Source organism: Streptomyces sp. CAI-85 (genome assembly GCF_013363615.1).
In the GTDB taxonomy this organism is placed as follows: domain Bacteria; phylum Actinomycetota; class Actinomycetes; order Streptomycetales; family Streptomycetaceae; genus Streptomyces; species Streptomyces antibioticus_B.
Genome location: NZ_JAANNX010000011.1, coordinates 68577 through 88067 on the forward strand (window position 1 = coordinate 68577; position 19491 = coordinate 88067).

A 19491-nucleotide genomic window follows, 5' to 3' on the forward strand; every position below is an offset into this window, starting at 1 on the left:
TGCCCCGTGGACTTGGGAGTGAGCAGGACATGAACGAGCCGAACACCACCACCGACCTGCGTGAGACCGTTCGCCGGCGGTACGCGGCGGCAGCCGTGAAGGTCGCCGAGGGCAGCAGCGCCTGTTGCGGGCCCGAGCCGGTCGAGGACGACGCCAACTTCGGCTCCACGCTCTACGCCGCCGACGACCGTGCCGCCCTCCCGGCCGAGGCCGTCGCCGCGTCGCTCGGCTGCGGCAACCCCACGGCCGTCGCGGACCTGCGTGCGGGCGAGGTCGTCCTCGACCTGGGCTCCGGAGGCGGTATCGACGCCCTGCTCTCGGCCCGACGTGTCGGGCCCACCGGCAAGGCGTACGGGCTGGACATGACCGACGAGATGCTCGCCCTGGCCCTCGCCAACGCGGCGAAGGCCGGCGCCACCAACGTGGAGTTCCTCAAGGGCACCATCGAGGCGATCCCGCTCCCCGCGAGCACCGTGGACGTCGTCATCTCCAACTGCGTCATCAACCTGTCCACCGACAAGGCCGCCGTCTTCGCCGAGACCTACCGCGTGCTGAAGCCCGGCGGACGGTTCGGCGTCTCGGACGTCGTCGCCGACGACACCCTCACCACGGACCAGCGGGCCGAACGCGGCGACTACGTCGGCTGCATCGCCGGTGCCCTCTCCTTCGCCGAATACCGCGCGGGGCTGGAGGCGGCCGGCTTCACGGACGTCGAGATCACCCCGACCCACGCGGTCGCCGACGGCATGCACTCCGCCATCATCCACGCCGCCAAGCCCACGACGGCGACCGGGACGGACACCCTTACGACGCCTGCCGCGGACGATGCCTGCTGCGGCGTCACCGCCTGCTGCACCTCGGCCGAGCAGGCGACGGCCCCGGCCACCACGGTGAGCGAGGCCAAGAGCACCGCCGTGTGCGCCTGCCAGAGCTGACGTCGCCATGGTCTTCGGCGTGCCTGTCGATGCCGAGGACGACTACACCTCGATGGTCCGCGCCGACTTCGTCGCGATCGGCAAGCTGCTGAAGCGTGCGGGAGCGCGACCGTGGACTGAGCCCGAGCTCGATGAGATGGCGCAAGTCGGTGGGGCGGAAATCGACTACGCCCCGCACTCGGCCTCGTGAAACCATCAAGCGATGACCGAAACGAGCAGCGACCGCGGCCACACCTTCCGGCAGGAAATCGAGCGGGTCGTCAATGAGGTCGCCCAGGGGCTCCGCACGTTGGATACCGGTACGGCCTGGTTCTCCGGCCTCGCCCCGGCACGTCGGCAGGAGGTACTTTTCAGGAGGTCTCCGGTTATGCGATGCAGGCACACATCACTCCTGCGGACGGCCGGGCGGGCGTGGCGAAGTCCGGTGTGAAGCCCACGGCCAACCCCTCGGTGATGATCTGCATGGACCCGCCCCGCTACGGGTTCGCGAGCCTCCCCGCCGACGAACACGTGAACGCGTTCCGTGTCCTCGTCTCCGTGTTCACCGTTGCCGACACGCGCCGCCGCAAGACGTACTGCAAAGGCACCTGCGGACATGCATGGCACAACCTGACGGCGGAAACGGAGCACCCCTAGGGCTGGCCATGGCCCGCTTCGGCTCCGGACCCGCTGCTCTTCGTACGCCTCACCGCATCATCGCTCTACGGTCACACCGGAGGGAACCCGTGCCTGACCTGAGTACATGGCCGTTCGAACGCCTCCAGGGTCTCACCGCAGGCACGAACGACTGGTCACAGCTCGAATCTGTCCGCGTCGTTGCTCAGCAACACGCCTACGACTCCAACCGGTCTTACGACGCACGTCGGCGCTGGGCTGAACTGTCGCTGCTGGCGAACAGGCGCATGCTCCACAGGGGCGTTGAGGGATCGACGCGAGAACTCCGGCAGGAATTCGCGCTGCGGACCTGGGTCATCGAATACCTCGGTCCCGACGACGACAACTCGGCCTGGAGTCCCGATGCGTTGGGGGCCGACACGCTCGCCACGCTGAGGCTTTCGCCATTGGATGCGGCGGCCTCTGCCGGCAACTGGATTGAGCTTCCCATCGAGCAGATCCGCGAGCTACGGCGCTACAAGAACCTGACAGCGCACCTGGAGCGGCTCGTCGGACATCTGCGGCCCGGTCCGACGCGTGATCTGCTTCTCCTCTGGATCGAGACCCGCGAATTGCTGCCCTGACTGGTCTGGGCCGACGGGAGACCTTAGCGGGTACGAGAACCCGGTACCGGGTGCACGCGGAGGGCGGCGTCGAGTAGATCGAGGGACGGTTGAGCGGGCGCTTCGTCATCGCCGTAGTCGGTTGCCGCGAGGAAGTCGGCCTCTATGGGCGTCAGTTCCGTGATCAGGGCGTCGAGCGGGTAGGTGTCCACGAAGCGGGCTCGGGTGTCGGTGACGAGCATGACGGCGAGGGGTGCGTCGCCGGGAAGCGGGAGGCCGGGGTAGATGTCACCGCCCCAGTACAGGACTGGCGCCTCGGTTCCAGGCTGCGCAAAGCGGCCCGCGCCGGCCAGCATCAGCAGGTCGGTCTGGGTGCTGGTCTCCTCGCCGTGGTAGTCGTACAGATAGACCTCCAGTGCCTCTTCACGGTGGCGGAGGAGGTTGAATCCCTGGGTGGCGCGAGGGGCGAGCAGGTGTAGGGGAGATTTCGTCCGGTCGGCGCGGATCCCGGCCGCTGCCCGCGGGTAGTGGGCGGCAGTCTCGGTCAGGTCCCAGTCGGGGTGAGCGCCGTCGACGGCCCACCCCGTGTACATCGCGGACGGGTTCTCGATGATGTCCAGGCCCGGCAAAGGCGTACGCAGCCACTCGTCGAAGCCGTTGCGCGACATCGGTATCCGAGTCGCCAGCATGAACGAACGAGCGCCCATCAAGTGCCTCCCCATACACAGACATGACTACCGTTGCGGGGCATCAACGGCGTCCGTGTTCCCTCGCTCAGCATGGCTACTTCAGGACCACTGCATCGCCGACGGACACGATCCGGGCCGTCGTCGTCGTTCCGGGGAAGTAGTAGCGCCAACTGCCCGCCGACGTGACGGTCACCTTGGTGCTGAGCTGACCGGAGCTGCCCGTCCTCACGGTCTTGACCGTGCTGTAGTGGGCGCTGCCGGCCTTGCGGTACTGGAGCTTGACGGTCTGCCCGGCGAATCCCTGGTACTTCAAGGTCTCCCAGTTCGCGCGGGACAGCTTGCCGGTGATCGTGAGCTTCGCGCCCTTGGCGACCGGCTCGGGGGCTGCGTCCGTCGTCAGTTTCGAGGCCCGCTTCACCTTGTACGCGGCGATGGCGTCGTGGATCCAGTAGTCCCCGTCGTTCGCCTTGACGGTGGCGTTCACCGTCCAGAGCCCGGCCACCTTGTTGGAGTCGATGTCGTCACTGGCCGCGATCCACGCAGGATCCACCGACATGGTCGCCGTGCACACCGATGTGGTCGACGTCTTCTTCTTGCACGTCGTGCCCGTCCAGTCGAAGAAGCCGTAAGCGTTGGAGCGGTTGAAGGTACTGACGCTCGTGAGCCCCTTCACGCCCGAGTTGTCCTTGACGGTGATGGCGATCGGGAAGGTCACCTTCTTCGCCGTGCCGACCGTGACGTTCGCTCCGCCGTTGACGACGGTCGACACCGCCCGGACGTCACCCCGCCCCTCGGCATGGGCGCCTGTCGCCGTCAGCAGCACCAGGGCCACCGCCCCTCCCGCCGCTGCCCAGCCGGCTCTTCGCCCGGAACGCACAGTGTCGTTCATGGTTCCCCCTCGTACGCCGATCATGAGGTCGATCAGCCGAAGTCGATCAATGCTCGTTGAGACTACAGGGGATGTCCACGACAACGCGCGCATGCACCGGAGGCAGCAGGAGACCCGGCCTCGAGCAGGGCGCAGGGCCGGTTGGTCCGCTATTTCTGGAGTTCAGACAGGAATTCCTGCGGATTCAGGTCCAGGGATTCTCCGTCCGCATTGACCACGGGAATCACCTCCCCGTCGTACCACAACACCGGCGTCCCCATCACCCCGAATGACGAAAAGGCCCCACCGCCTCACCCGCCCAATTCAGGTGCACGTTATCCGTGACCTTTGTCGAATTCCGCAGACCTCAGCCCATCCACCTTCCCTGCCTGCGAAAAAAGCAGCTCCGACGTGTCGGAGAATCTGTCATCGACAGGCGGGAACGGCTGCGCCGCGAGCGCGCTCACGCCGCGCTGCGAGCCGATGCCGCCCACCGTGTCGTCGATCGCCGCGGCGAAGTGGAACTTGACGACCAGCTTTCCTTCGTCGGCGGCCTGGCGGAAGGTGTGCAGGAGGGTTTCGGACATGGTGCGGCTGGCTCGGTCGCGTAGTTCGAGGAAGACCTGGAGTACGTGCGGGGTGTTCAGGTCTCCGTAGTACAGGGTGGTTCCGCCGGGGCCTGTCGTGTGGGCGGGAGTCATGAATCCAGCGTGGCACAGGGGTCTGCCGTCCGCCTGTGTCGTGTGTGCTGGTTGTTGCCGCGCATAAAGGCCGTTGGAGAATTCGCCGAGACGGGTACGGCGCCGGGTTCTCGCGGAACACACTCGGTCGGAAGGAAAGGGCAGTCGGCTGTTGGCGATCCGGGGAGAGGTGTGCCGTGGCGGTGGGGCAATGTGCCGGGGGCGTGGTGCGGGCGGTGGTGGTGTACGACGGGCGGGTGCTGCTCGTGGCGCAGCCCGACCGTTGGGGGTTGCCCGCGGGCGTTCCGGAGGCCGGCGAGACCGCGGCGGCGTCCGCGGCGCGTGCCGTGTACGAGCTGACCGGGTATCTCGTGGACGGCTCCCAGACGCTGGCGTCCCCGGTCGGCGGAACGCCGGCCGTGGTGTGCCAACTGTTGAGCGAGTCGCCGTCAGGGAGCGGCAGCCTTGCGCGGGCGCAGGTTCGCTGGGTGCCGCTCGCGGAGGCCGTCGGCCATGCCGATGTGCCGGTGGCGGTGCGGAGCTATCTGCGGGGGCACATGCCCGCGTGAGGGCGCGGTTCCCGGCGCCGAAGGGCGTCGTGAACGGATGGAAGCCGAGCGATGCGCGCCCGCGTACCGCAGGATTGGTGGAGACGCTCCGACGCTCCGACGCCCCCGCCTGTGTGATGGATGAGGAGGACTGACTCCCGTGGTCGAGTCTCAACCCGTGCTCGCCACACCGGCCAAGGCCGCCGTGTTTCTCGTGGTCACGGTGCTGCCCGGAGGGGAGGACACGGTTCGCGGGCTGCTCGAGGACGTCGCGGGGATCCGGCGGTCCGTGGCCTTCCGTGCACCGGACGATCAGCTCACGTGTGTCGTCGGTATCGGCTCGGCTGCCTGGGACCGGCTGTTCGGTGGGCCTCGGCCGCGGGGGCTGCATCCGTTCGTCGAATTGGACGGCGAACGGCATCGGGCTCCGTCGACCCCCGGTGACCTGCTCTTCCATGTGCGGGCCCGTCGTATGGATCTCTGCTTCGAGATGGTCCGCGTGGTCGCGGAGCGGCTGGCGGGGGCCGTCGTCGTGGTGGACGAGGTGCATGGGTTCAAGTACTTCGACGAGCGGGATCTGCTCGGCTTCGTGGACGGCAGTGAGAACCCCGAGGGGCAGCTCGCGGCCGATTCCGTGTTCGTCGGCGACGAGGATCCCGAGTTCGCCGGCGGGAGTTATGTGACGGTGCAGAAGTACCTGCACGACATGAATTCCTGGAACGCGCTTCCGCCGGATCAGCAGGACCTGGTGATCGGGCGCCGCAAACTGGACAATGTCGAGCTGAGCGACGAGGTCAAGCCCGAGGATTCCCATGTCGCCGTGAACACCATCACCGACGAGGACGGCAACGAGCTGAAGATCGTGCGCGACAACATGCCGTTCGGCAGGGTGGGGCAGGCGGAGTTCGGCACGTATTTCATCGGCTATTCGAGCAGTCCGGACGTGATCGAGCAGATGCTGCGCAACATGTTCCTCGGGACGCGTCCGGGGCTGCACGACCGGATTCTCGACTTCTCGACCGCCGTCACCGGCAGCCTGTTCTACGTTCCGACCGCCGACTTCCTGGACGACCTGCCCGACCTGCCCGGCGCTCCGGGGGCAGCGGCGGGCGACGGTTCGCTGGGGATCGGCAGTCTCAAAGGAGTCCGAGCATGAGCACGCCCCATGGCATCAGCAACCTGCACCGCGAACTCGCTCCCGTCACGCCCAAGGCGTGGGCCGAGATCGAGGACGAGGCGCGTCGGACGTTCCGGCGCAACCTGGCGGGCCGGCGCGTCGTGGACGTCACCGGACCCGACGGGCCCGAGCTGGCCGCGGTGGGTACCGGGCATCGCTCCTCGATCGAGGCCCCCGCGCCGGGCGTGACCGCCCAACTCCGTGATGTGCAGCCCCTGGTGGAGTTCCGGGTGCCGTTCAAGGTGACCCGTGCCGCAGTCGACGACGTGGAGCGCGGCGCGCAGGACTCCGACTGGCAGCCGGTGAAGGACGCGGCGCGCGCCATGGCCTTCGCCGAGGACCGGGCCGTCTTCGACGGGTACGCGGCGGCGCACATCGACGGGCTGCGCGGGCGCACCTCCAATCCGGTGATCAGCCTGCCCGCCGAGCCCCGCGAGACCCCTGACGCCGTCAGCCGGGCCCTGACGGCACTGCGGCTGGCCGGTGTGCAGGGGCCGTACGCGCTGCTGCTGGGCGCCGACGTCTATACGGCGGTCAGTGAGACCTCCGACCACGGTTACCCCATCGCCGCGCACCTGAGCCGGATGCTGGACGGGGATCCGATCTGGGCGCCCGCGCTCGAAGGGGCCTTTCTTCTCTCCACCCGCGGCGGGGATTTCGAGCTGCGGCTCGGTGAGGATCTGGCGATCGGCTACACGGCGCACGACGCGACCGAGATCGAGCTGTACTTCCACCAGACGCTGACATTTCTCACGTACACCGACGAGGCCGTGGTGGCCCTCAGCACCGGCAGTTCCTGAACATCTCTTTGTGCCGGCACACAGACTTTGTTGTCGCCCAGACCGAAGATATGCGCTGAACTCCTTGTTTCGTGGCGCGCATTGGATGACTGCTTGCGACACGGCAGGGGTCGCGATTGGCTGGAGGGAAACATCGCGCACCGGGAGTTGCCATGTCGATGTCATCGTTCGGCTTTGGTTCGTCCGATCCGTTCAGCGAAATGTTGAATCGCTTCTTCGGTATGTCGCCCGCCTCGTCGCCACCCGCGGTGCAACGCGTGCCCATCGGGCGGCTGTTGACCGATGCGTCGCAGGAACTTCTCAGTCTGGCCGCGCAGCGGGCCGCCGAGGACGGGACGTCCGATCTCGACACGGAGCATCTGCTCTGGGCCGCCACCAAGGTCGACCCCGCCCGACGGCTCCTCGCCCAGGCGGGCGTCGATCCGGACAGTCTCGCGATCCGGATCGCCAAGGTCCTGCCCCAGGAGTCGAGCATGCCGTCGGCCGAGCCCGGGCTCACCCCGGCGGCCAAGCGCACCCTGGCCGCCGCGTACGCGCACTCGCAGGCGGCGGGGGTGTCGTACATCGGGCCCGAGCACATCCTCGGCGCGCTGCTCGACGACAGTGACACGGGCGCGGCCCGGTTGCTCCAGGCCGGCGGTCTGGAGCCGGCCAGGCTCGCGGGGCTGACCGAGCAGGCGGCCCGCGCCGACGGTCTGCCCGCCGCCCCGAAGCAGCCGGCCACGACGCTGGACGAGTTCGGCCGGGACCTCACGGAAGAGGCGAAGGCGGGGAAGCTCGACCCCGTGGTGGGACGGGCGGAGGAGATCGAGCAGACCGTCGAGATCCTCTCGCGGCGCTCCAAGAACAACCCCGTGCTCATCGGCGAACCCGGCGTCGGCAAGACCGCCATCGTGGAGGGGCTGGCCCAGCGCATCGTGGCCGGGGAGGTCCCCGAGACACTGAAGGGCAAGCGTGTCGTCGCCCTCGACCTGTCCGGGATGGTGGCCGGTGCGCAGTACCGCGGACAGTTCGAGGAGCGGCTGAGGAAGGTCATCGAGGACGTCAAGGAGGCGAGCGGCGACATCGTCCTGTTCATCGACGAACTCCACACGGTCGTCGGGGCGGGCGCGACGGGTGAGGGCTCGATGGACGCGGGCAACATGCTCAAGCCCGCCCTCGCGCGCGGTGAGTTGCACGTGGTGGGGGCCACGACCATCGACGAATACCGCAAGCACGTGGAGAAGGACGCCGCGTTGGAGCGCCGATTCCTGCCGGTGCTGGTGCCCGAGCCGACGGTCGAGCAGACGGTGCAGATTCTGGAGGGGCTGCGCGACTCCTACGAGGCGCATCATCAAGTCCGTTTCGCCGACGGGGCGTTGGCGGCCGCGGCGGAGCTGTCCGACCGCTACATCAGCGACCGTTTCCTGCCCGACAAGGCCATCGACGTGATGGACCAGGCCGGTGCCCGGGTGCGGCTGCGCAGTGCGAGCCGGTCCACCGAGGTCGTCAGCCGGGAGGACCATGTCGCCAAGCTGCGCCGTGAGCTGGACCAGGCGGTGTCCGCGGAGGACTTCGACAAGGCGTCCGAGGTCAAGGCGCAGATCGCCGAGGCGGAGGGCGAGTTGGCCGGCATCGAGGAGCGCCGCGAGGGCGTCGTCTCCGTCACCGCGCACGACATCGCCGACATCGTCTCGCGGCGTACGGGCATCCCCGTATCCCAGCTCACGGCCGGTGAGAAGGAACGCCTCCTCCGGCTGGAGGAGGAGATGCACGCCAGGATCGTCGGGCAGGACGAGGCGGTCACCGCGGTGTCGGAGGCGGTGCGCCGCAACCGCGCGGGCATGGGCGATCCGAACCGGCCGGTGGGATCGTTCCTCTTCCTCGGCCCGACCGGTGTCGGCAAGACCGAACTCGCCAAGACCCTCGCCGAGTTGCTGTTCGGCGACGAGGACCGCATGGTCCGCTTCGACATGAGCGAGTTCCAGGAGAAGCACACCGTCGCCCGGCTCGTCGGGGCGCCGCCCGGATACGTCGGATACGAGGAGGCGGGGCAGCTCACCGAGAAGGTGCGCCGACGGCCGTACAGCGTGGTGCTGTTCGACGAGGTGGAGAAGGCCCACCCCGATGTCTTCAACACGCTGCTCCAGATCCTGGACGACGGGCGCCTCACGGACGCGCAGGGCCGCACCGTCGACTTCCGGCACTGCGTCGTCATCATGACGTCCAACATCGGCGCGCACCGCATCCTCGCGCACGAGGGCGACACGTCGGAGATCAAGGGCGAGTTGATGGAGGATCTGCGGGGCCGGTTCCTGCCCGAGTTCCTCAACCGCATCGACGACATCATCATCTTCCAGGCCCTCACCGAGGACGATCTGACGGAGATCGTGGATCACCTGCTGGCGCGGAGCGAGCACCGCGTGCACGCGCAGGGCATGAGGCTGGAGGTCACCGAGGCCGCGAAGAAGCTGCTCATCGCCCATGGCCACCAGCCGGAGTTCGGCGCCCGTCCCCTGCGCCGCACCATCCAGGCGGAGCTGGACAACCGCATCGCCTCCCTGCTGCTCAGCGGCGAGGCCGTTCCGGGGGACACGATCGTCGCCGACGTACGGGACGACTCGCTCCACTGCACCGTCCGCACGGCGCAACCCGACACCGGCGACGACGAGGATCCCGCGGCCTCCGACGACGAGCAACCGCCTGCCGAGGCGGCACGTGCAGGCACTTCCTGACCCGCGAGAAGAACGCGAGGAGAAGACGATGGTGCACCACCACAAGTCCAACCGGCAGGTCGAGGGAGACCCGGACCGCGGCCACGGGCGCGGCATGCCCCGGCGGCCCGACGACACGGAACTGGAACGGCGTACGGAGGACGAGCGGCGCGCCGCCGGACTGCCCGCGGACGCGCCGGCGTCTCCCGCCACGCAGTACGAGGAGGCGCAGGCGGAGGTCGATCGCCAGGTCGACACGGGCGAACTGCCGTCGGGCACCGCGCCGCGGAGGGAACGCGACCCGTTTCCCCCGACCGAGTACGACGGCTGAGAAGCCAATCCCACTCGCTCGGCTCAACGACGGTAATCCGCGAGCGAGTTGACCGGCCGCCCGGCGGATCCGCTCCGCCGGGCGGCCGCGGCCGCTTACAGGTGCACGCCGTGCCGAATGCGTCCCCAGCGCTCGTGGAACTCTTCGCGGCGCTCCGCGCGCTTCTCCGCGCGCAGCTTGGCGGACGCGGCGTCCCGGGCCGCCTCGGCCGCGGCGGCAGCGGCCTCGATCTCGTCCAGCACCTCGTGCGCAGGCCGCCGGGTGACGGTGCCGCCGTCCGCTGCCGCATCGGTGTCGATGACACTCTCGCGGGTCTCGGTGACGTCGGTGATCAGCGCGTTCCTGCCCGGGGGCACCGTCTTGGCGAACGCGCCGATGACGGCGTCCGTCTCGGACGCCTTGTCCGCGTCGATGGCGCCGCCGATCAGCGCGCCCGCGCCCCAGCCCAGCAGCAGCCCGAACGGCCCGCCCAGGATGCCGACCAGCAGGCCGATCAGGCTGCCTTTGGTGATCCCTTCGCCGATCTGGTGGTCCGTCCCGTCCGCGACGTCGAGGGAGCCGTCGGCCTTCCGCTCGACGATGACGGCGGCGTGGACGTCGATGAGGCCGTCTGCGTCGGCCTTCTTCAGTTGGGACAGCGCACGGTAGGTCCTGTCGCTGTCGTCGAATCGGATGACTACCACGTTCCGGGATCGCGTCGTACCCATGACTCCCTCTCCGGTGCGGACTCGGCAAGCGCGGTGGGCGGGCGGTCGAAGGCCCGTGCCGCGCACAGCAGAAGCTAGGGCGGCCGGTCGTCGCTCGTGGCGCGGCGGGGCAATCTTTGGGCGGTGCGACAACGCCGGTTATGCGGGGAATCAGAATCGCTCAGCCCGGCTGCCCCAAGTGGTGCGTGTCGCTAGCTTGGTGGGGTGGGCCGGGCCGCGGACGCCACGGGTGAAGGGAGTCCGGACATGAGCGACGAGGATCTCCGAACCGTGACCATCAGCGAGTTCGTCGGGGCGTCCCCGGCAGGGGTGGACGACGGGCTGCGGGGACCGTCGTTGCGGGCGCGCGCCCGGCTTCGGGAACTGGTCCTCCAACTGCGCGACGACCTGCCCTCGATCACCGATCCGCACGCGCGGAATCTGTTCGCCACGACCGCGGATCTGCTCGTCGCCCTCGATGAGGCGTTCGCGGACGCGCAGGCGCGGGCGTCCGGGTCCCGCGCAGGTCTGTAGCCGGGGGTCTCACCAGCCCGCGGTTCAGTTCCGGTTGTCGGGGCTGAGGCGCACCGCGTCGGCCGCGGTGACCAGTTCGGCCAGTGACCGTGGGTCGCTCAGTGAGCGGCCCGTGAGTTCGCGGAGCCGGCCGAGGCGGTAGCGGACCGTGTTGGGGTGGCAGTGCAGGACCCGTGCGGCGCGATCCGCCGATCCTGCGTGGTCGACGAAGGCGTGCAGGGTGTGCAGGAGCGCGTCCCGGTCCTCCCGCGGCAGTTCGAGTACGGCGCCCAGGACTTCCTTGGCCAGACGGCGCCCTTCGTCGGGGTCGTAGGCGATCAGCGCGGCGAGCGGGCTGGCGCTGAACAGGTGCACCTCGGTCTTGCCCGGCGGGAGTTCGGCGAGCGCGCAACGGGCGAGGTGCAGGGCGCGCGGTGTCTCGGCGAGCGAGGAGTAGGACGGGCTGACGCCGGTGCGGGCGCCGGCCGATTCGCGCAGGACGGCCAGGATGGCGTCCAGTTGCTCCTCGCGCAGGGTGATCACACCGGCCTGGAGGGTGGGGGTGAGCTGCCAGGCCGAGACGACGCCGATCTCGGCGAGGTGGTGCTCCACCCCGACCAGGCTCTCTTCGGCGAGGCCCGCGGTTTCCGCGGCCACCACCATCAGCCGCGTGTCGAGGGGCAGGCCGAGGAGTTTGCCCACCTCCCAGGCGCCGGAGTCGACCACCACCTGTCCGGTGAACAGCGCCCCCACCAGGGCCGACCGCCGTCGCTGCTGCGAGGCGAGGATCTCGGCGGTCGCGGCGCGGTACGCCTCCGTGAGCGCGAGGGCGTGTTCGTCGGAGAGCCGCCACAGTGTGCTCGACGCGTCGATCAGCGCGTCCAGGACGGCCGGCCGTGCACTGCCGCGGGCGTGGTCGAGCAGCATGTCCCAGAGCATGGCGCATCCGAGGCGGTAGCAGCGCAGCACCTCGGGCAGCGGAGCGCGCTGATGGGCGCGGCGTCGGCCGGTCTCGGAGGGTGCCGCCAGGTCGGGCGTGTGATCCGGGTCGGCGAGGCCGCTGACGATGAACTGGAGATTCAGCGCGACGGAGCGGTGCAGGTCGTCGTGCGGAACGATGTCGTCCGTCCGGTAGAGGTCGATCCGGTCGCGCGCGACCGCGCACACCTCTTCGATCAACGTGGGCAGCTTCCTTTCGGCCCACGCGGCCAGATCCGTGAGCGCGGCGTTCCGTGCCCGGCCGCGTCCGTCTCCGGCGGTTCGATCAGTCATGAGTGCTCCCGGTCCGACCTCCACCGATGCTACCGGCGCCGGGGTGCGGCGGTCGTTCGGAGCGACACGGCGGCGACCGCCCGGGGGCTGCGGGGCGGGCGGACCGGATAGGGTCGCGGTAAGCGTTCGCTTAGCCGCGTTCGGTGCGTCAGCGGGGTCATGAGAGAGACAGGGGAACCAGATGCCGGTCGTCGACGCGTGGATGCAGCACCCCACGCTCCGTCACTCCAACCATGAGATGTTCGAGTCCCTGCGCCGATGGACGGGCGGCGGCCTGCTGGAGGAGCCGCTGCCGGTCGAGGCCACGGTGGCGGCGATGGCGGCGGCCGATGTGGAGGCGGGACTCTCGGCGGCCTGGTACGGCCCCCAGGGCCCGTTGATCAGCAACGACGAGGTGGCCGGGTTCGTAGGCCAGTCCGGGGGACGGCTGCGCGGGGTGGCCGGCGCCGATCTCACCAAGCCGGAACAGGCCGTGCGGGAACTGCGCCGCGCCGTCGAGGAACTCGGCTTCGTGGCCCTGCGGATCGTGCCCTGGCTGTGGCAACTCCCGCCCACCGACCGGCTGTACTACCCGCTCTACGCCGCCTGCGTCGACCTCGGCATCCCCTTCTGCACCCAGGTCGGGCACACCGGTCCCCTGCGGCCTTCCGAGACAGGCCGCCCCATTCCGTACGTCGATCAGGTCGCGCTCGACTTTCCCGAACTGACCATCGTGTGCGGGCACATCGGCTATCCGTGGACCACGGAGATGATCGCGGTGGCCGACAAGCACGCCAACGTGTACATCGACACGAGCGCCTACACCGCCCGCCGTTACCCGCGCGAGCTGGTCGACTATCTGCGCGGCCGGGGCCGCAGGAAGGTGCTCTTCGGCAGCAACTACCCCATGATCACGCCCGGTCAGGCACTGGAGCACCTCGGTGAACTGGGCCTGGACGAGGAGACCACCGAGCTGTTCCTGTCCGGCAACGCGCGGCGGGTGTTCAGCCTCTGATCGCCGTACCGGCGGACTCAGGAGCACGGACACCGTGCGCGTGTCCGGAGGCCGGGCACGCGCACGGTGTCTGCCGAGCGTCGTTGTCAGCCGGTGCCGAGCGTCGCACCGACCGCGGCCAGTGCCGTGGTCACCGGCTGGAAGAACGTGGTGCCGCCGGTCCGGCAGTTGCCGCTGCCGCCAGACGTGAGCCCTATCGCGCTGCCGTTGCCGGAGAACATCGCGCCTCCGCTGTCCCCCGGTTCCGCGCAGACGGTGGTGCGGATGAGTCCGGTGACCGTGCCCTCCGGGTAGTTCACGGTGGCGTTGAGTGCCGTGACCCGGCCACTGCGCAGGCCGGTGGTGCTGCCCATGCGCGACACGGTCTGACCCACGGTCGCGTTGGCCGCCCGTACGATCCGCAGGCTCCGTCCGCCGCCCAGGTTGACCGTGCTGGGCGCCACGGTGTTGGGGTTGTTGTACGTCACGAGGGCGAAGTCGCCCCTGCCCGGGAAGAGGGTGGCCTGCGCGGTCGCGATGGGTGCGCGGCCCGGCCTGTCGGACCAGTTCCTGTTCCCGACGGTGCAGTGGCCCGCGGTGAGGAAGGCCGGGGCGCCGTTCCTGACGACGTTGAAGCCGAGCGAACAGCGTGACCTCGCGGAGAAGATGGCGTCCCCGCCCGCGACCATGAGCGTGAACCGGTCGGCCGACTTCTCGATCCGGGCCGTGCCGGCGCCGAGCGACTCGACCACGGCTTCCAGCTTGTCCCACTTGGCGCCGGTGACGGTGCTGTCCGCCGTGACCTGGATCTGGTTGGTCACCGGATCGACGGCCCAGGAGGTGCCGGGAATGGTGGCCCGCTGCTTCAACTTCTTTGCGGCTGCGTCCAGTTCGGCACCGCTGTGCTCGACCAGGCGCGGCAGCCCGCCGGCCTTCCGTACGAGGTCCGCCACGTCCTCGTCACCGTTGACGACATTGACCACGAGTTGCTTCTTGGACGCGTCGTAGTAGGAGCCGGCGACCGACTGGCCGAAGCGCGAAGCGAATCGCGCGGCCAGCTCTCCTGCCGATGCGGCACTGAGGGTGGTCGCGGAGGGGGTGCGCGCCGACGTCGACGGCGTCTGTGACGCGTTGGCGTTGGGCAGCAGGATGGCCGCCACCGTCACGGCGGTGATTCCGGCCGCGGCCACCGCCATCTTTCGGTTCGAGATCCTTCTGTGCTTCAACTCATGGCCTTCCGTGGGGATACCGGGTCCCGGCCCGGTAATGAAGGGAGAGGTTCTTCCTGAGATACGCGGGAAAACTTCGACGCGTTCAATTCGCTTTCTACGGGCGGACAGTCGCGAGATAGCGAATTGCGATAACCAGAGGTTGTCGAGGGCCGATCGTATTTCCCTCGCCCCTCAGTTCTCCCGTCGTGCGATCCCGGCCAGGATGCTCGCTTCGACGGCCTCGTACTGGCGTCTTTGTTCCTCGGCCTTCTGACGGCAGGAGAACACCGTCCCCGCCCAGCCGAAGGCGAAGCCCAGGGGGATGGAGATCACGCCGGTGCTGGTGAACGGGAACCAGTTGAAGTCGGCGGCGGGGAAGGCGGCGTAGGGAGAGCCGGAGACCAGGTTGCTTCCGGTCATGAGGACGATCGTGGCGACGGTTCCGCCGATCAGGGTCCATAGCAGGCCGGTCCGGGTATAGCGGCGCCAGAACAAACCGTAGACGAGAGCCGGTGCGAGTGCGGACGCGCCGATGGACACGGACAGCACCGCCAGGGGCTGGAGGTTCTGCTGCTGGACGGCGGCCGCCAGGAAGATGGTCGGCACACCCACCGCGAGGGCGGACACGCGGGCGACGGTCACCTCCCGAGGGGCGGTGGTCTGTCCGCCGCTGGTGAACAGATCGTGGGCGAGAGTGTTGGCGCAGGCCAGGATCATTCCCGCGACCGAGGCGAGCAGGGTGAGGAAGAGCGCGGTGGTGACCGTGGTGAACAGCAGGGCTTCCGCCGTCGACATGTCGGCCCCGAACGCGGCCCGCGAGCCGAGCAGATAGGCGGTCCGGCCCGTCGGGTCGGCGCGGGCGATGGCCTCACGGCCCGCCAGCGCCGTCGCGCCGAAGCCCACGACCGTGATGATCAGGACGAAGAACGCCACGCAGGGCACCGCCCAGGACATCGACCGGCGTACCTGCCGGGCGCTGCTCGCGGAGTACATGCGCATGGTGACGTGCGGCAGACAGGCCCCGCCGATCACCACGGTGATCTCCGAACTGATCATGTCGAGCCGGGGATACGACCCACCGCTGAACTGAAGCCCCGACTGGAGGAAGGCCGGCCCCACCCCGCTCCTCTCCGCCGCCGCGGCGAACAGCGCACCCGGGTCCCAGTCGAACTGCCGCAGGATGAGTACGGCCACGACCGCACCTGAGCCGAGCAGCATGACGATCTTCAGGATCTGGATGACGGCCGTGCCCTTCATCCCGCCGATCACCGCGTAGCTGATCATCAGCGCGCCGATGCCGATGACGCACCCCGTCTTCACCGTGTCGTCGGAGAAGCCGAGGAGGAACGCCAACAGGTCTCCGGTTCCCGCGAGTTGGATGAGCATCAGCGGAACCAGCGCCGCGATCGTCACGGCACACGCGGCGATACGCACCCCCCGGTCGGGCATCCGGCGGGCGAACACGTCCCCCATGGTGAACCGGCCCGCGTTGCGCAGGGGTTCGGCCAGCAGGAACATCAGCAGCGTGAGGGAGAGGGCCGTGCTCAGTGCGAGGACGACGCCGTCGTACCCGTAGAGCGCGATGACTCCGCTGGTGGACAGGACCGTCGCCGCGGAGATGTAATCCCCCGCGATCGCGAGGCCGTTGCGCATCGGCGACAGGGAGCCGTACCCCGTGTAGAACTCGTCGAGGTCGTCCCCTTCCGGCCCTGTCATCACGCACAGCAGCAGGATCACGGTGGCGACCGTCGAGAAGGCCACCAGCAGCATGCCCTGGGTGGAGCTGTCGAACGCGGCCATCGTCACACCCCCTGCTGGGCGGCGAGCCGTTCGGCCTGCCGGCGCAGGCGGTCCGCGATCGGGTCCACGGTCTGGCGCGCGGCGTACTCGTACAGGCCGACGGACACGCAGGTGACGGGCACCTGGAGCAGACCGAGCAGCAGCCCCGCGGACAGCCCGCCCGAGACGGTGCCCGTCATGAGCGACGGCGCGCAGGCGGACAGCACGAGGAACAGCGTGAAGTACCCGAGCGCGGTGCACACGGCCACGCGGCACTGCCGCCGGTACGCGCCGCGCAGGATGCGCAGATCGCCGTGCTGACCGGGAGCCGTCGGGGGCTCGCCCTGCCCCGGTCGCTGTTTCCGCGGGTGCGGCCGCCGACGGTGCGTGGCGTACGACGGCGGCGAGGGCGGCACCGGGGGTGTCCGGTCGTACGGCGAACCTGTGTGACGTGATGGCCGCTCACGGGCCGAGAACGCGTCGGTCATCCCGACTCTCCTTGCGTAGATCAGGGCCCGAGGGGGGAGGTGGCGCTGTGCGGTCCCGCCGTCCCGGGCACTTGTGCCGATCATGAACCTCGGCGATCTTCATCAGGAGATGTCACCTCTTGATAGCCGACGGCTATCCGGATGCTCGGAGCTCCAGGAAAAGGCGAGTCCATTCCGCCCGGACGGTCGGATATAGCGTCGACCTATCGCGAAAACCTATAGGGAAAACCGCGGGAGGATCTTTTCCCGTCCGGCTACTGCCCAGTAGAAATGGGGCGCCCCGGAGACATTCACAAGGCAGGTCCTACGCGAATGCCTCAAGGCCATCGATTCAGGCTTTCCGACGTCTTCCTGGATTTCGCTTCGCCGCTCCTGCTCCTGTACGACCTGACACGTCAGGGGCAGGTCACGGAGGCCCCCGGCGCGTTCACACACCGGGGGCCTCCGCTCTTTTGCGGGCGCCGGCCGTTCGCTCAGCGGGTGTTGGGCGGTGAGGGGACGGCCGTGAGGAGGCGCGGTCGGATCGGCGGTTCCACGTCCGTCGGTGCGCCGCGGGTCAGCAGGGCGGCTCCGAGGAGTGCGGCCTGGAGGCCCAGTTGGGCGGGGACGATCACGGGTGCCGGCCGTGACTCCGTTCGTCCGGCCACGGCACGCCGCAGCCGGCGGAAGTACGCCTTGTCGGCCTCGGCGTAGTCGCCGCCGATGACCACGCGGTCGGGGCCGAGGACCATGACGGCGGAGGCGAGCGCGTCGGCGAACGCCTCCAGGGCCTCGTTCCAGACGTGGGCCGCGGCGTGGTCTCCCGCCCGGGCCCGCTGGTGGACGGACAAGGCGGAGAGCCCGGCCCTGCCGCCGGCCGCCTCGTAGCGGCGGCCCAGGGCACGGGGTGCGGCGACGTCCCCGACGCGCTCGGCTCGCCCGGTGTCGGCAGCGCCGGTCCAGGTGGGCAGCCGCCCCAGGTCGCCGACGCAGAACCGGGACTTCTCCGGGGCGTGTCCGTCGAGGACGAGCACCGCCGGTATCCGGTCGCCCGCCGGGACGTACAGGAAGGCCCTGCTGCCGCGGCCGGCCCCGAGGCGGGCTTCGGCCTGTCCGCCGGCCCGCACGTCGTGTCCGACCGTGACCGGCAGGTCGAGGTGTTCCTCCAGCCAGGCACGGACGGGCGCGCCGCGCCAGTGGTACTCCCCCGCGAACGGGCTGAGTCCGTTGACGCCGTCGCCGTCCTCGGCGAGGACGACACCGGCCGCCGCGGGACGCCGGCCCAGCCGCCCGGAGTGCTCCCTCAGCTCAGTGGTGCAGTCCAGGGCCAGGTCGACGAACTCGTCGATACCGACCGACGGCGCCACCCTCCGGTGCGTGAGCGTCAGCACCTCGTCCCCGCCGACCACAGCGCCCTCGATGTGGCTCCGGCTCAGTGCCAGCGCGATGACTGTGGCGGGCCCGGTCGTCTTCGATCCCCGAGGAGCCGGGTCTGCGACGCTGTTCCCTTTGACTTCGTGCATGGACACTCTTTCCTGACCTGGCATCGAACCGGCGCGGGTCCACGGGGAGGGACGCGATGCTCGGGCCGACTCCTGCGCATACTCAGGCGCGGCGACAGACCCGACCGAGCTGTCACGTCGATGACAGGTTACGCGCGCTAAAGGTCCATAGCGAGCATGTTCGCTCATTCACTCTCGGGTTGCGTGGGGTGGGTGTCGTCGCGTTCCCACTCAGGACAACGTTCCTCCCCGCGCGCGTAGTTCAGACGCCGGCGCGGCCTCCGCCGCTACACCTGCGTCACGTGCACGCCGCGGTCGCGGAAGCGCTGGACGTCCTCCTCCGCGGCCTCGGTGTCCGTGATCAGGACGTCGATCTGGGTCACCGGGCAGATCGAGGCGAAGGCCCGCCGGCCGATCTTCGAGGAGTCGGCGACGACGACCACCTTGGCCGAACGGCGGGCCAGCAGCCGGTTGATCGCGGCCTCGCCCTCGTGGTGGGCCGCCGCTCCCGAGTCGGGGTCGATGGCGTCGACGCCCAGGACGGTGATGTCCAGGCTCAGCTCCTCGAGGACACGCTCCGCCAGCGGGCTCATCAACTCGTAGGACTGGGCGCGGGCCACGCCGCCCGTGACGACCAGCTTCACCTGCGGGCGCACGGCGAGTTCGTTGGCGATGTTGAGGGCGTTGGTGACGACGGTGACCTTCACGTCGTCGTCGGCCCCGCCCATGTCCGCGCCCATGACCAGGGCTCGTGCCACTTCGGTCGTGGTCGTGCCGCCGTTCAGCCCCACGACGGCGCCGGGAGACACGAGTGCCGCCGCGGCCCGGCCGATCCGCAGCTTCTCGTCGGCGTGCCGCACGGTCTTGTAGCGGAGCGGCAGGTCGTAGGCGACCGCGTGCGCGACCGCGCCGCCGCGGGTGCGCGTCAGCAGGCGCTGCTCGGCGAGGTGGTCCAGGTCGCGCCGTGCCGTGGCGCTGGACACCCCCAGCTCCTGGGTGATCTCCTCGACCTCGATCCGATTGCGCTCGCCGAGCAGTTCCAGGATCGCGTTCAGTCGTTCGTAGCGGTTCATGAAAGCCTCCCTCTCACATGATCGCGCATCTCGCGCGCAGCGTCGCTGCGCGTTCGCGCACGATGTCACCGGTGAGA

General features: G+C 69.4%; 21 protein-coding genes. 11 read left to right on the top strand and 10 right to left on the bottom strand.

Features of this window, described 5'->3' with window-relative positions; all coding sequences use genetic code 11:
* Positions 1-29 precede the first annotated feature (29 nt).
* From arsM to G6W55_RS15895, 4 genes are all read left to right on the top strand, one after another.
* Entirely contained in the window at positions 30-935 is a 906-nt protein-coding gene (arsM, locus tag G6W55_RS15880; protein WP_175521490.1) for an arsenite methyltransferase, read from the top strand.
* A gap of 19 nt (positions 936-954) precedes the next feature.
* The gene (locus tag G6W55_RS15885) at positions 955-1125 is read left to right on the top strand and encodes a hypothetical protein (RefSeq protein ID WP_175521491.1); all 171 of its coding nucleotides are present in this window, start codon (positions 955-957) and stop codon (positions 1123-1125) included.
* A 116-nt stretch (positions 1126-1241) separates the two neighbouring features.
* Complete coding sequence (locus G6W55_RS15890; RefSeq protein ID WP_303049917.1) at positions 1242-1571, top strand: DUF5958 family protein; 330 nt, start codon at positions 1242-1244, stop codon at positions 1569-1571.
* An 89-nt stretch (positions 1572-1660) separates the two neighbouring features.
* On the top strand, positions 1661-2173 hold the full coding sequence (locus tag G6W55_RS15895; protein ID WP_175521493.1) for a hypothetical protein: 513 nt from the start codon (positions 1661-1663) through the stop codon (positions 2171-2173).
* Positions 2174-2196: 23 nt separating this feature from the next.
* Here the strand turns inward: G6W55_RS15895 and G6W55_RS15900 are convergent, their stop codons facing one another.
* The 3 genes from G6W55_RS15900 to G6W55_RS15910 all read right to left on the bottom strand — a co-directional run bounded on the left by G6W55_RS15900 (position 2197) and on the right by G6W55_RS15910 (position 4410).
* Complete coding sequence (locus G6W55_RS15900; protein WP_175521494.1) at positions 2197-2859, bottom strand: hypothetical protein; 663 nt, start codon at positions 2857-2859, stop codon at positions 2197-2199.
* Between the two features lie 76 nt (positions 2860-2935).
* Positions 2936-3730, bottom strand: a complete 795-nt coding sequence (locus G6W55_RS15905) for a hypothetical protein (RefSeq protein WP_175521495.1) — start codon at positions 3728-3730, stop codon at positions 2936-2938.
* 314 nt (positions 3731-4044) lie between these two features.
* Positions 4045-4410 carry a hypothetical protein gene (locus tag G6W55_RS15910; protein ID WP_175521496.1) on the bottom strand — a complete coding sequence of 122 codons (366 nt, stop codon included), beginning with the start codon at positions 4408-4410 and terminating at the stop codon, positions 4045-4047.
* 176 nt (positions 4411-4586) lie between these two features.
* Between G6W55_RS15910 and G6W55_RS39255 the strand changes: the two genes are divergently transcribed.
* The 5 genes from G6W55_RS39255 (at position 4587) to G6W55_RS15935 (ending at position 9938) form a co-directional block, all read left to right on the top strand.
* The gene (locus tag G6W55_RS39255; RefSeq protein ID WP_175521497.1) at positions 4587-4958 is read left to right on the top strand and encodes an NUDIX hydrolase; all 372 of its coding nucleotides are present in this window, start codon (positions 4587-4589) and stop codon (positions 4956-4958) included.
* 139 nt (positions 4959-5097) lie between these two features.
* Positions 5098-6093 (top strand): Dyp-type peroxidase, encoded by a 996-nt coding sequence (locus tag G6W55_RS15920; RefSeq protein ID WP_175521498.1) that lies wholly within the window; start codon positions 5098-5100, stop codon positions 6091-6093.
* Entirely contained in the window at positions 6090-6914 is an 825-nt protein-coding gene (locus G6W55_RS15925) for a family 1 encapsulin nanocompartment shell protein (RefSeq protein WP_175521499.1), read from the top strand. Before G6W55_RS15920 ends, G6W55_RS15925 begins: the two co-directional genes overlap by 4 nt.
* Positions 6915-7066: 152 nt before the next feature.
* Positions 7067-9628, top strand: a complete 2562-nt coding sequence (locus tag G6W55_RS15930; RefSeq protein ID WP_175521500.1) for an ATP-dependent Clp protease ATP-binding subunit — start codon at positions 7067-7069, stop codon at positions 9626-9628.
* Positions 9629-9656: 28 nt separating this feature from the next.
* Positions 9657-9938: a hypothetical protein gene (locus G6W55_RS15935; RefSeq protein ID WP_175521501.1), complete on the top strand. Its 282-nt coding sequence runs from the start codon at positions 9657-9659 to the stop codon at positions 9936-9938.
* A gap of 95 nt (positions 9939-10033) precedes the next feature.
* Here G6W55_RS15935 and G6W55_RS15940 read toward each other — a convergent pair whose 3' ends face one another.
* The gene (locus G6W55_RS15940; protein WP_175521502.1) at positions 10034-10645 is read right to left on the bottom strand and encodes a DUF1269 domain-containing protein; all 612 of its coding nucleotides are present in this window, start codon (positions 10643-10645) and stop codon (positions 10034-10036) included.
* Positions 10646-10891: 246 nt separating this feature from the next.
* Between G6W55_RS15940 and G6W55_RS15945 the strand changes: the two genes are divergently transcribed.
* Positions 10892-11158 carry a hypothetical protein gene (locus tag G6W55_RS15945; RefSeq protein ID WP_175521503.1) on the top strand — a complete coding sequence of 89 codons (267 nt, stop codon included), beginning with the start codon at positions 10892-10894 and terminating at the stop codon, positions 11156-11158.
* 24 nt (positions 11159-11182) lie between these two features.
* On the opposite strand, the gene G6W55_RS15950 is transcribed toward G6W55_RS15945, so the two are convergent.
* Positions 11183-12409 carry a CdaR family transcriptional regulator gene (locus G6W55_RS15950; protein WP_175521504.1) on the bottom strand — a complete coding sequence of 409 codons (1227 nt, stop codon included), beginning with the start codon at positions 12407-12409 and terminating at the stop codon, positions 11183-11185.
* A gap of 181 nt (positions 12410-12590) precedes the next feature.
* Here G6W55_RS15950 and G6W55_RS15955 point away from each other — a divergent pair, with 181 nt between their 5' ends.
* Positions 12591-13403, top strand: coding sequence for an amidohydrolase family protein (locus G6W55_RS15955; RefSeq protein WP_175521505.1), 813 nt, complete (start codon positions 12591-12593; stop codon positions 13401-13403).
* Positions 13404-13489: 86 nt separating this feature from the next.
* Here the strand turns inward: G6W55_RS15955 and G6W55_RS15960 are convergent, their stop codons facing one another.
* From G6W55_RS15960 to G6W55_RS15980, 5 genes are all read right to left on the bottom strand, one after another.
* On the bottom strand, positions 13490-14578 hold the full coding sequence (locus tag G6W55_RS15960; RefSeq protein WP_244368504.1) for a S1 family peptidase: 1089 nt from the start codon (positions 14576-14578) through the stop codon (positions 13490-13492).
* A gap of 207 nt (positions 14579-14785) precedes the next feature.
* A complete protein-coding gene (locus G6W55_RS15965) occupies positions 14786-16393 on the bottom strand; it encodes a cation acetate symporter (protein WP_175521507.1) in 1608 nt (535 codons plus the stop codon).
* A 2-nt stretch (positions 16394-16395) separates the two neighbouring features.
* Positions 16396-16860 (bottom strand): DUF485 domain-containing protein, encoded by a 465-nt coding sequence (locus G6W55_RS15970; RefSeq protein ID WP_175521508.1) that lies wholly within the window; start codon positions 16858-16860, stop codon positions 16396-16398.
* Between the two features lie 473 nt (positions 16861-17333).
* Complete coding sequence (locus G6W55_RS15975) at positions 17334-18362, bottom strand: ROK family protein (protein WP_175521509.1); 1029 nt, start codon at positions 18360-18362, stop codon at positions 17334-17336.
* A gap of 266 nt (positions 18363-18628) precedes the next feature.
* On the bottom strand, positions 18629-19414 hold the full coding sequence (locus G6W55_RS15980; protein WP_175521510.1) for a DeoR/GlpR family DNA-binding transcription regulator: 786 nt from the start codon (positions 19412-19414) through the stop codon (positions 18629-18631).
* Positions 19415-19491: the final 77 nt, after the last annotated feature.

Excerpts from the sequence above, each read along its gene's own strand:
- G6W55_RS15975 (WP_175521509.1), bottom strand. The coding sequence starts at position 18,362 with ATGCACGAAGTCAAAGGGAACAGCGTCGCAGACCCGGCTCCTCGGGGA.
- G6W55_RS15950 (WP_175521504.1), bottom strand. The coding sequence starts at position 12,409 with ATGACTGATCGAACCGCCGGAGACGGACGCGGCCGGGCACGGAACGCC.
- G6W55_RS15910 (WP_175521496.1), bottom strand. The coding sequence starts at position 4,410 with ATGACTCCCGCCCACACGACAGGCCCCGGCGGAACCACCCTGTACTAC.
- G6W55_RS15980 (WP_175521510.1), bottom strand. The coding sequence starts at position 19,414 with ATGAACCGCTACGAACGACTGAACGCGATCCTGGAACTGCTCGGCGAG.
- G6W55_RS15965 (WP_175521507.1), bottom strand. The coding sequence starts at position 16,393 with ATGGCCGCGTTCGACAGCTCCACCCAGGGCATGCTGCTGGTGGCCTTC.
- G6W55_RS15945 (WP_175521503.1), top strand. The coding sequence starts at position 10,892 with ATGAGCGACGAGGATCTCCGAACCGTGACCATCAGCGAGTTCGTCGGG.
- G6W55_RS15960 (WP_244368504.1), bottom strand. The coding sequence starts at position 14,578 with ATGGCGGTGGCCGCGGCCGGAATCACCGCCGTGACGGTGGCGGCCATC.
- arsM (WP_175521490.1), top strand. The coding sequence starts at position 30 with ATGAACGAGCCGAACACCACCACCGACCTGCGTGAGACCGTTCGCCGG.
- G6W55_RS15900 (WP_175521494.1), bottom strand. The coding sequence starts at position 2,859 with ATGGGCGCTCGTTCGTTCATGCTGGCGACTCGGATACCGATGTCGCGC.
- G6W55_RS15940 (WP_175521502.1), bottom strand. The coding sequence starts at position 10,645 with ATGGGTACGACGCGATCCCGGAACGTGGTAGTCATCCGATTCGACGAC.
- G6W55_RS15905 (WP_175521495.1), bottom strand. The coding sequence starts at position 3,730 with ATGAACGACACTGTGCGTTCCGGGCGAAGAGCCGGCTGGGCAGCGGCG.
- G6W55_RS15935 (WP_175521501.1), top strand. The coding sequence starts at position 9,657 with ATGGTGCACCACCACAAGTCCAACCGGCAGGTCGAGGGAGACCCGGAC.
- G6W55_RS15970 (WP_175521508.1), bottom strand. The coding sequence starts at position 16,860 with ATGACCGACGCGTTCTCGGCCCGTGAGCGGCCATCACGTCACACAGGT.
- G6W55_RS15955 (WP_175521505.1), top strand. The coding sequence starts at position 12,591 with ATGCCGGTCGTCGACGCGTGGATGCAGCACCCCACGCTCCGTCACTCC.
- G6W55_RS15925 (WP_175521499.1), top strand. The coding sequence starts at position 6,090 with ATGAGCACGCCCCATGGCATCAGCAACCTGCACCGCGAACTCGCTCCC.
- G6W55_RS15930 (WP_175521500.1), top strand. The coding sequence starts at position 7,067 with ATGTCGATGTCATCGTTCGGCTTTGGTTCGTCCGATCCGTTCAGCGAA.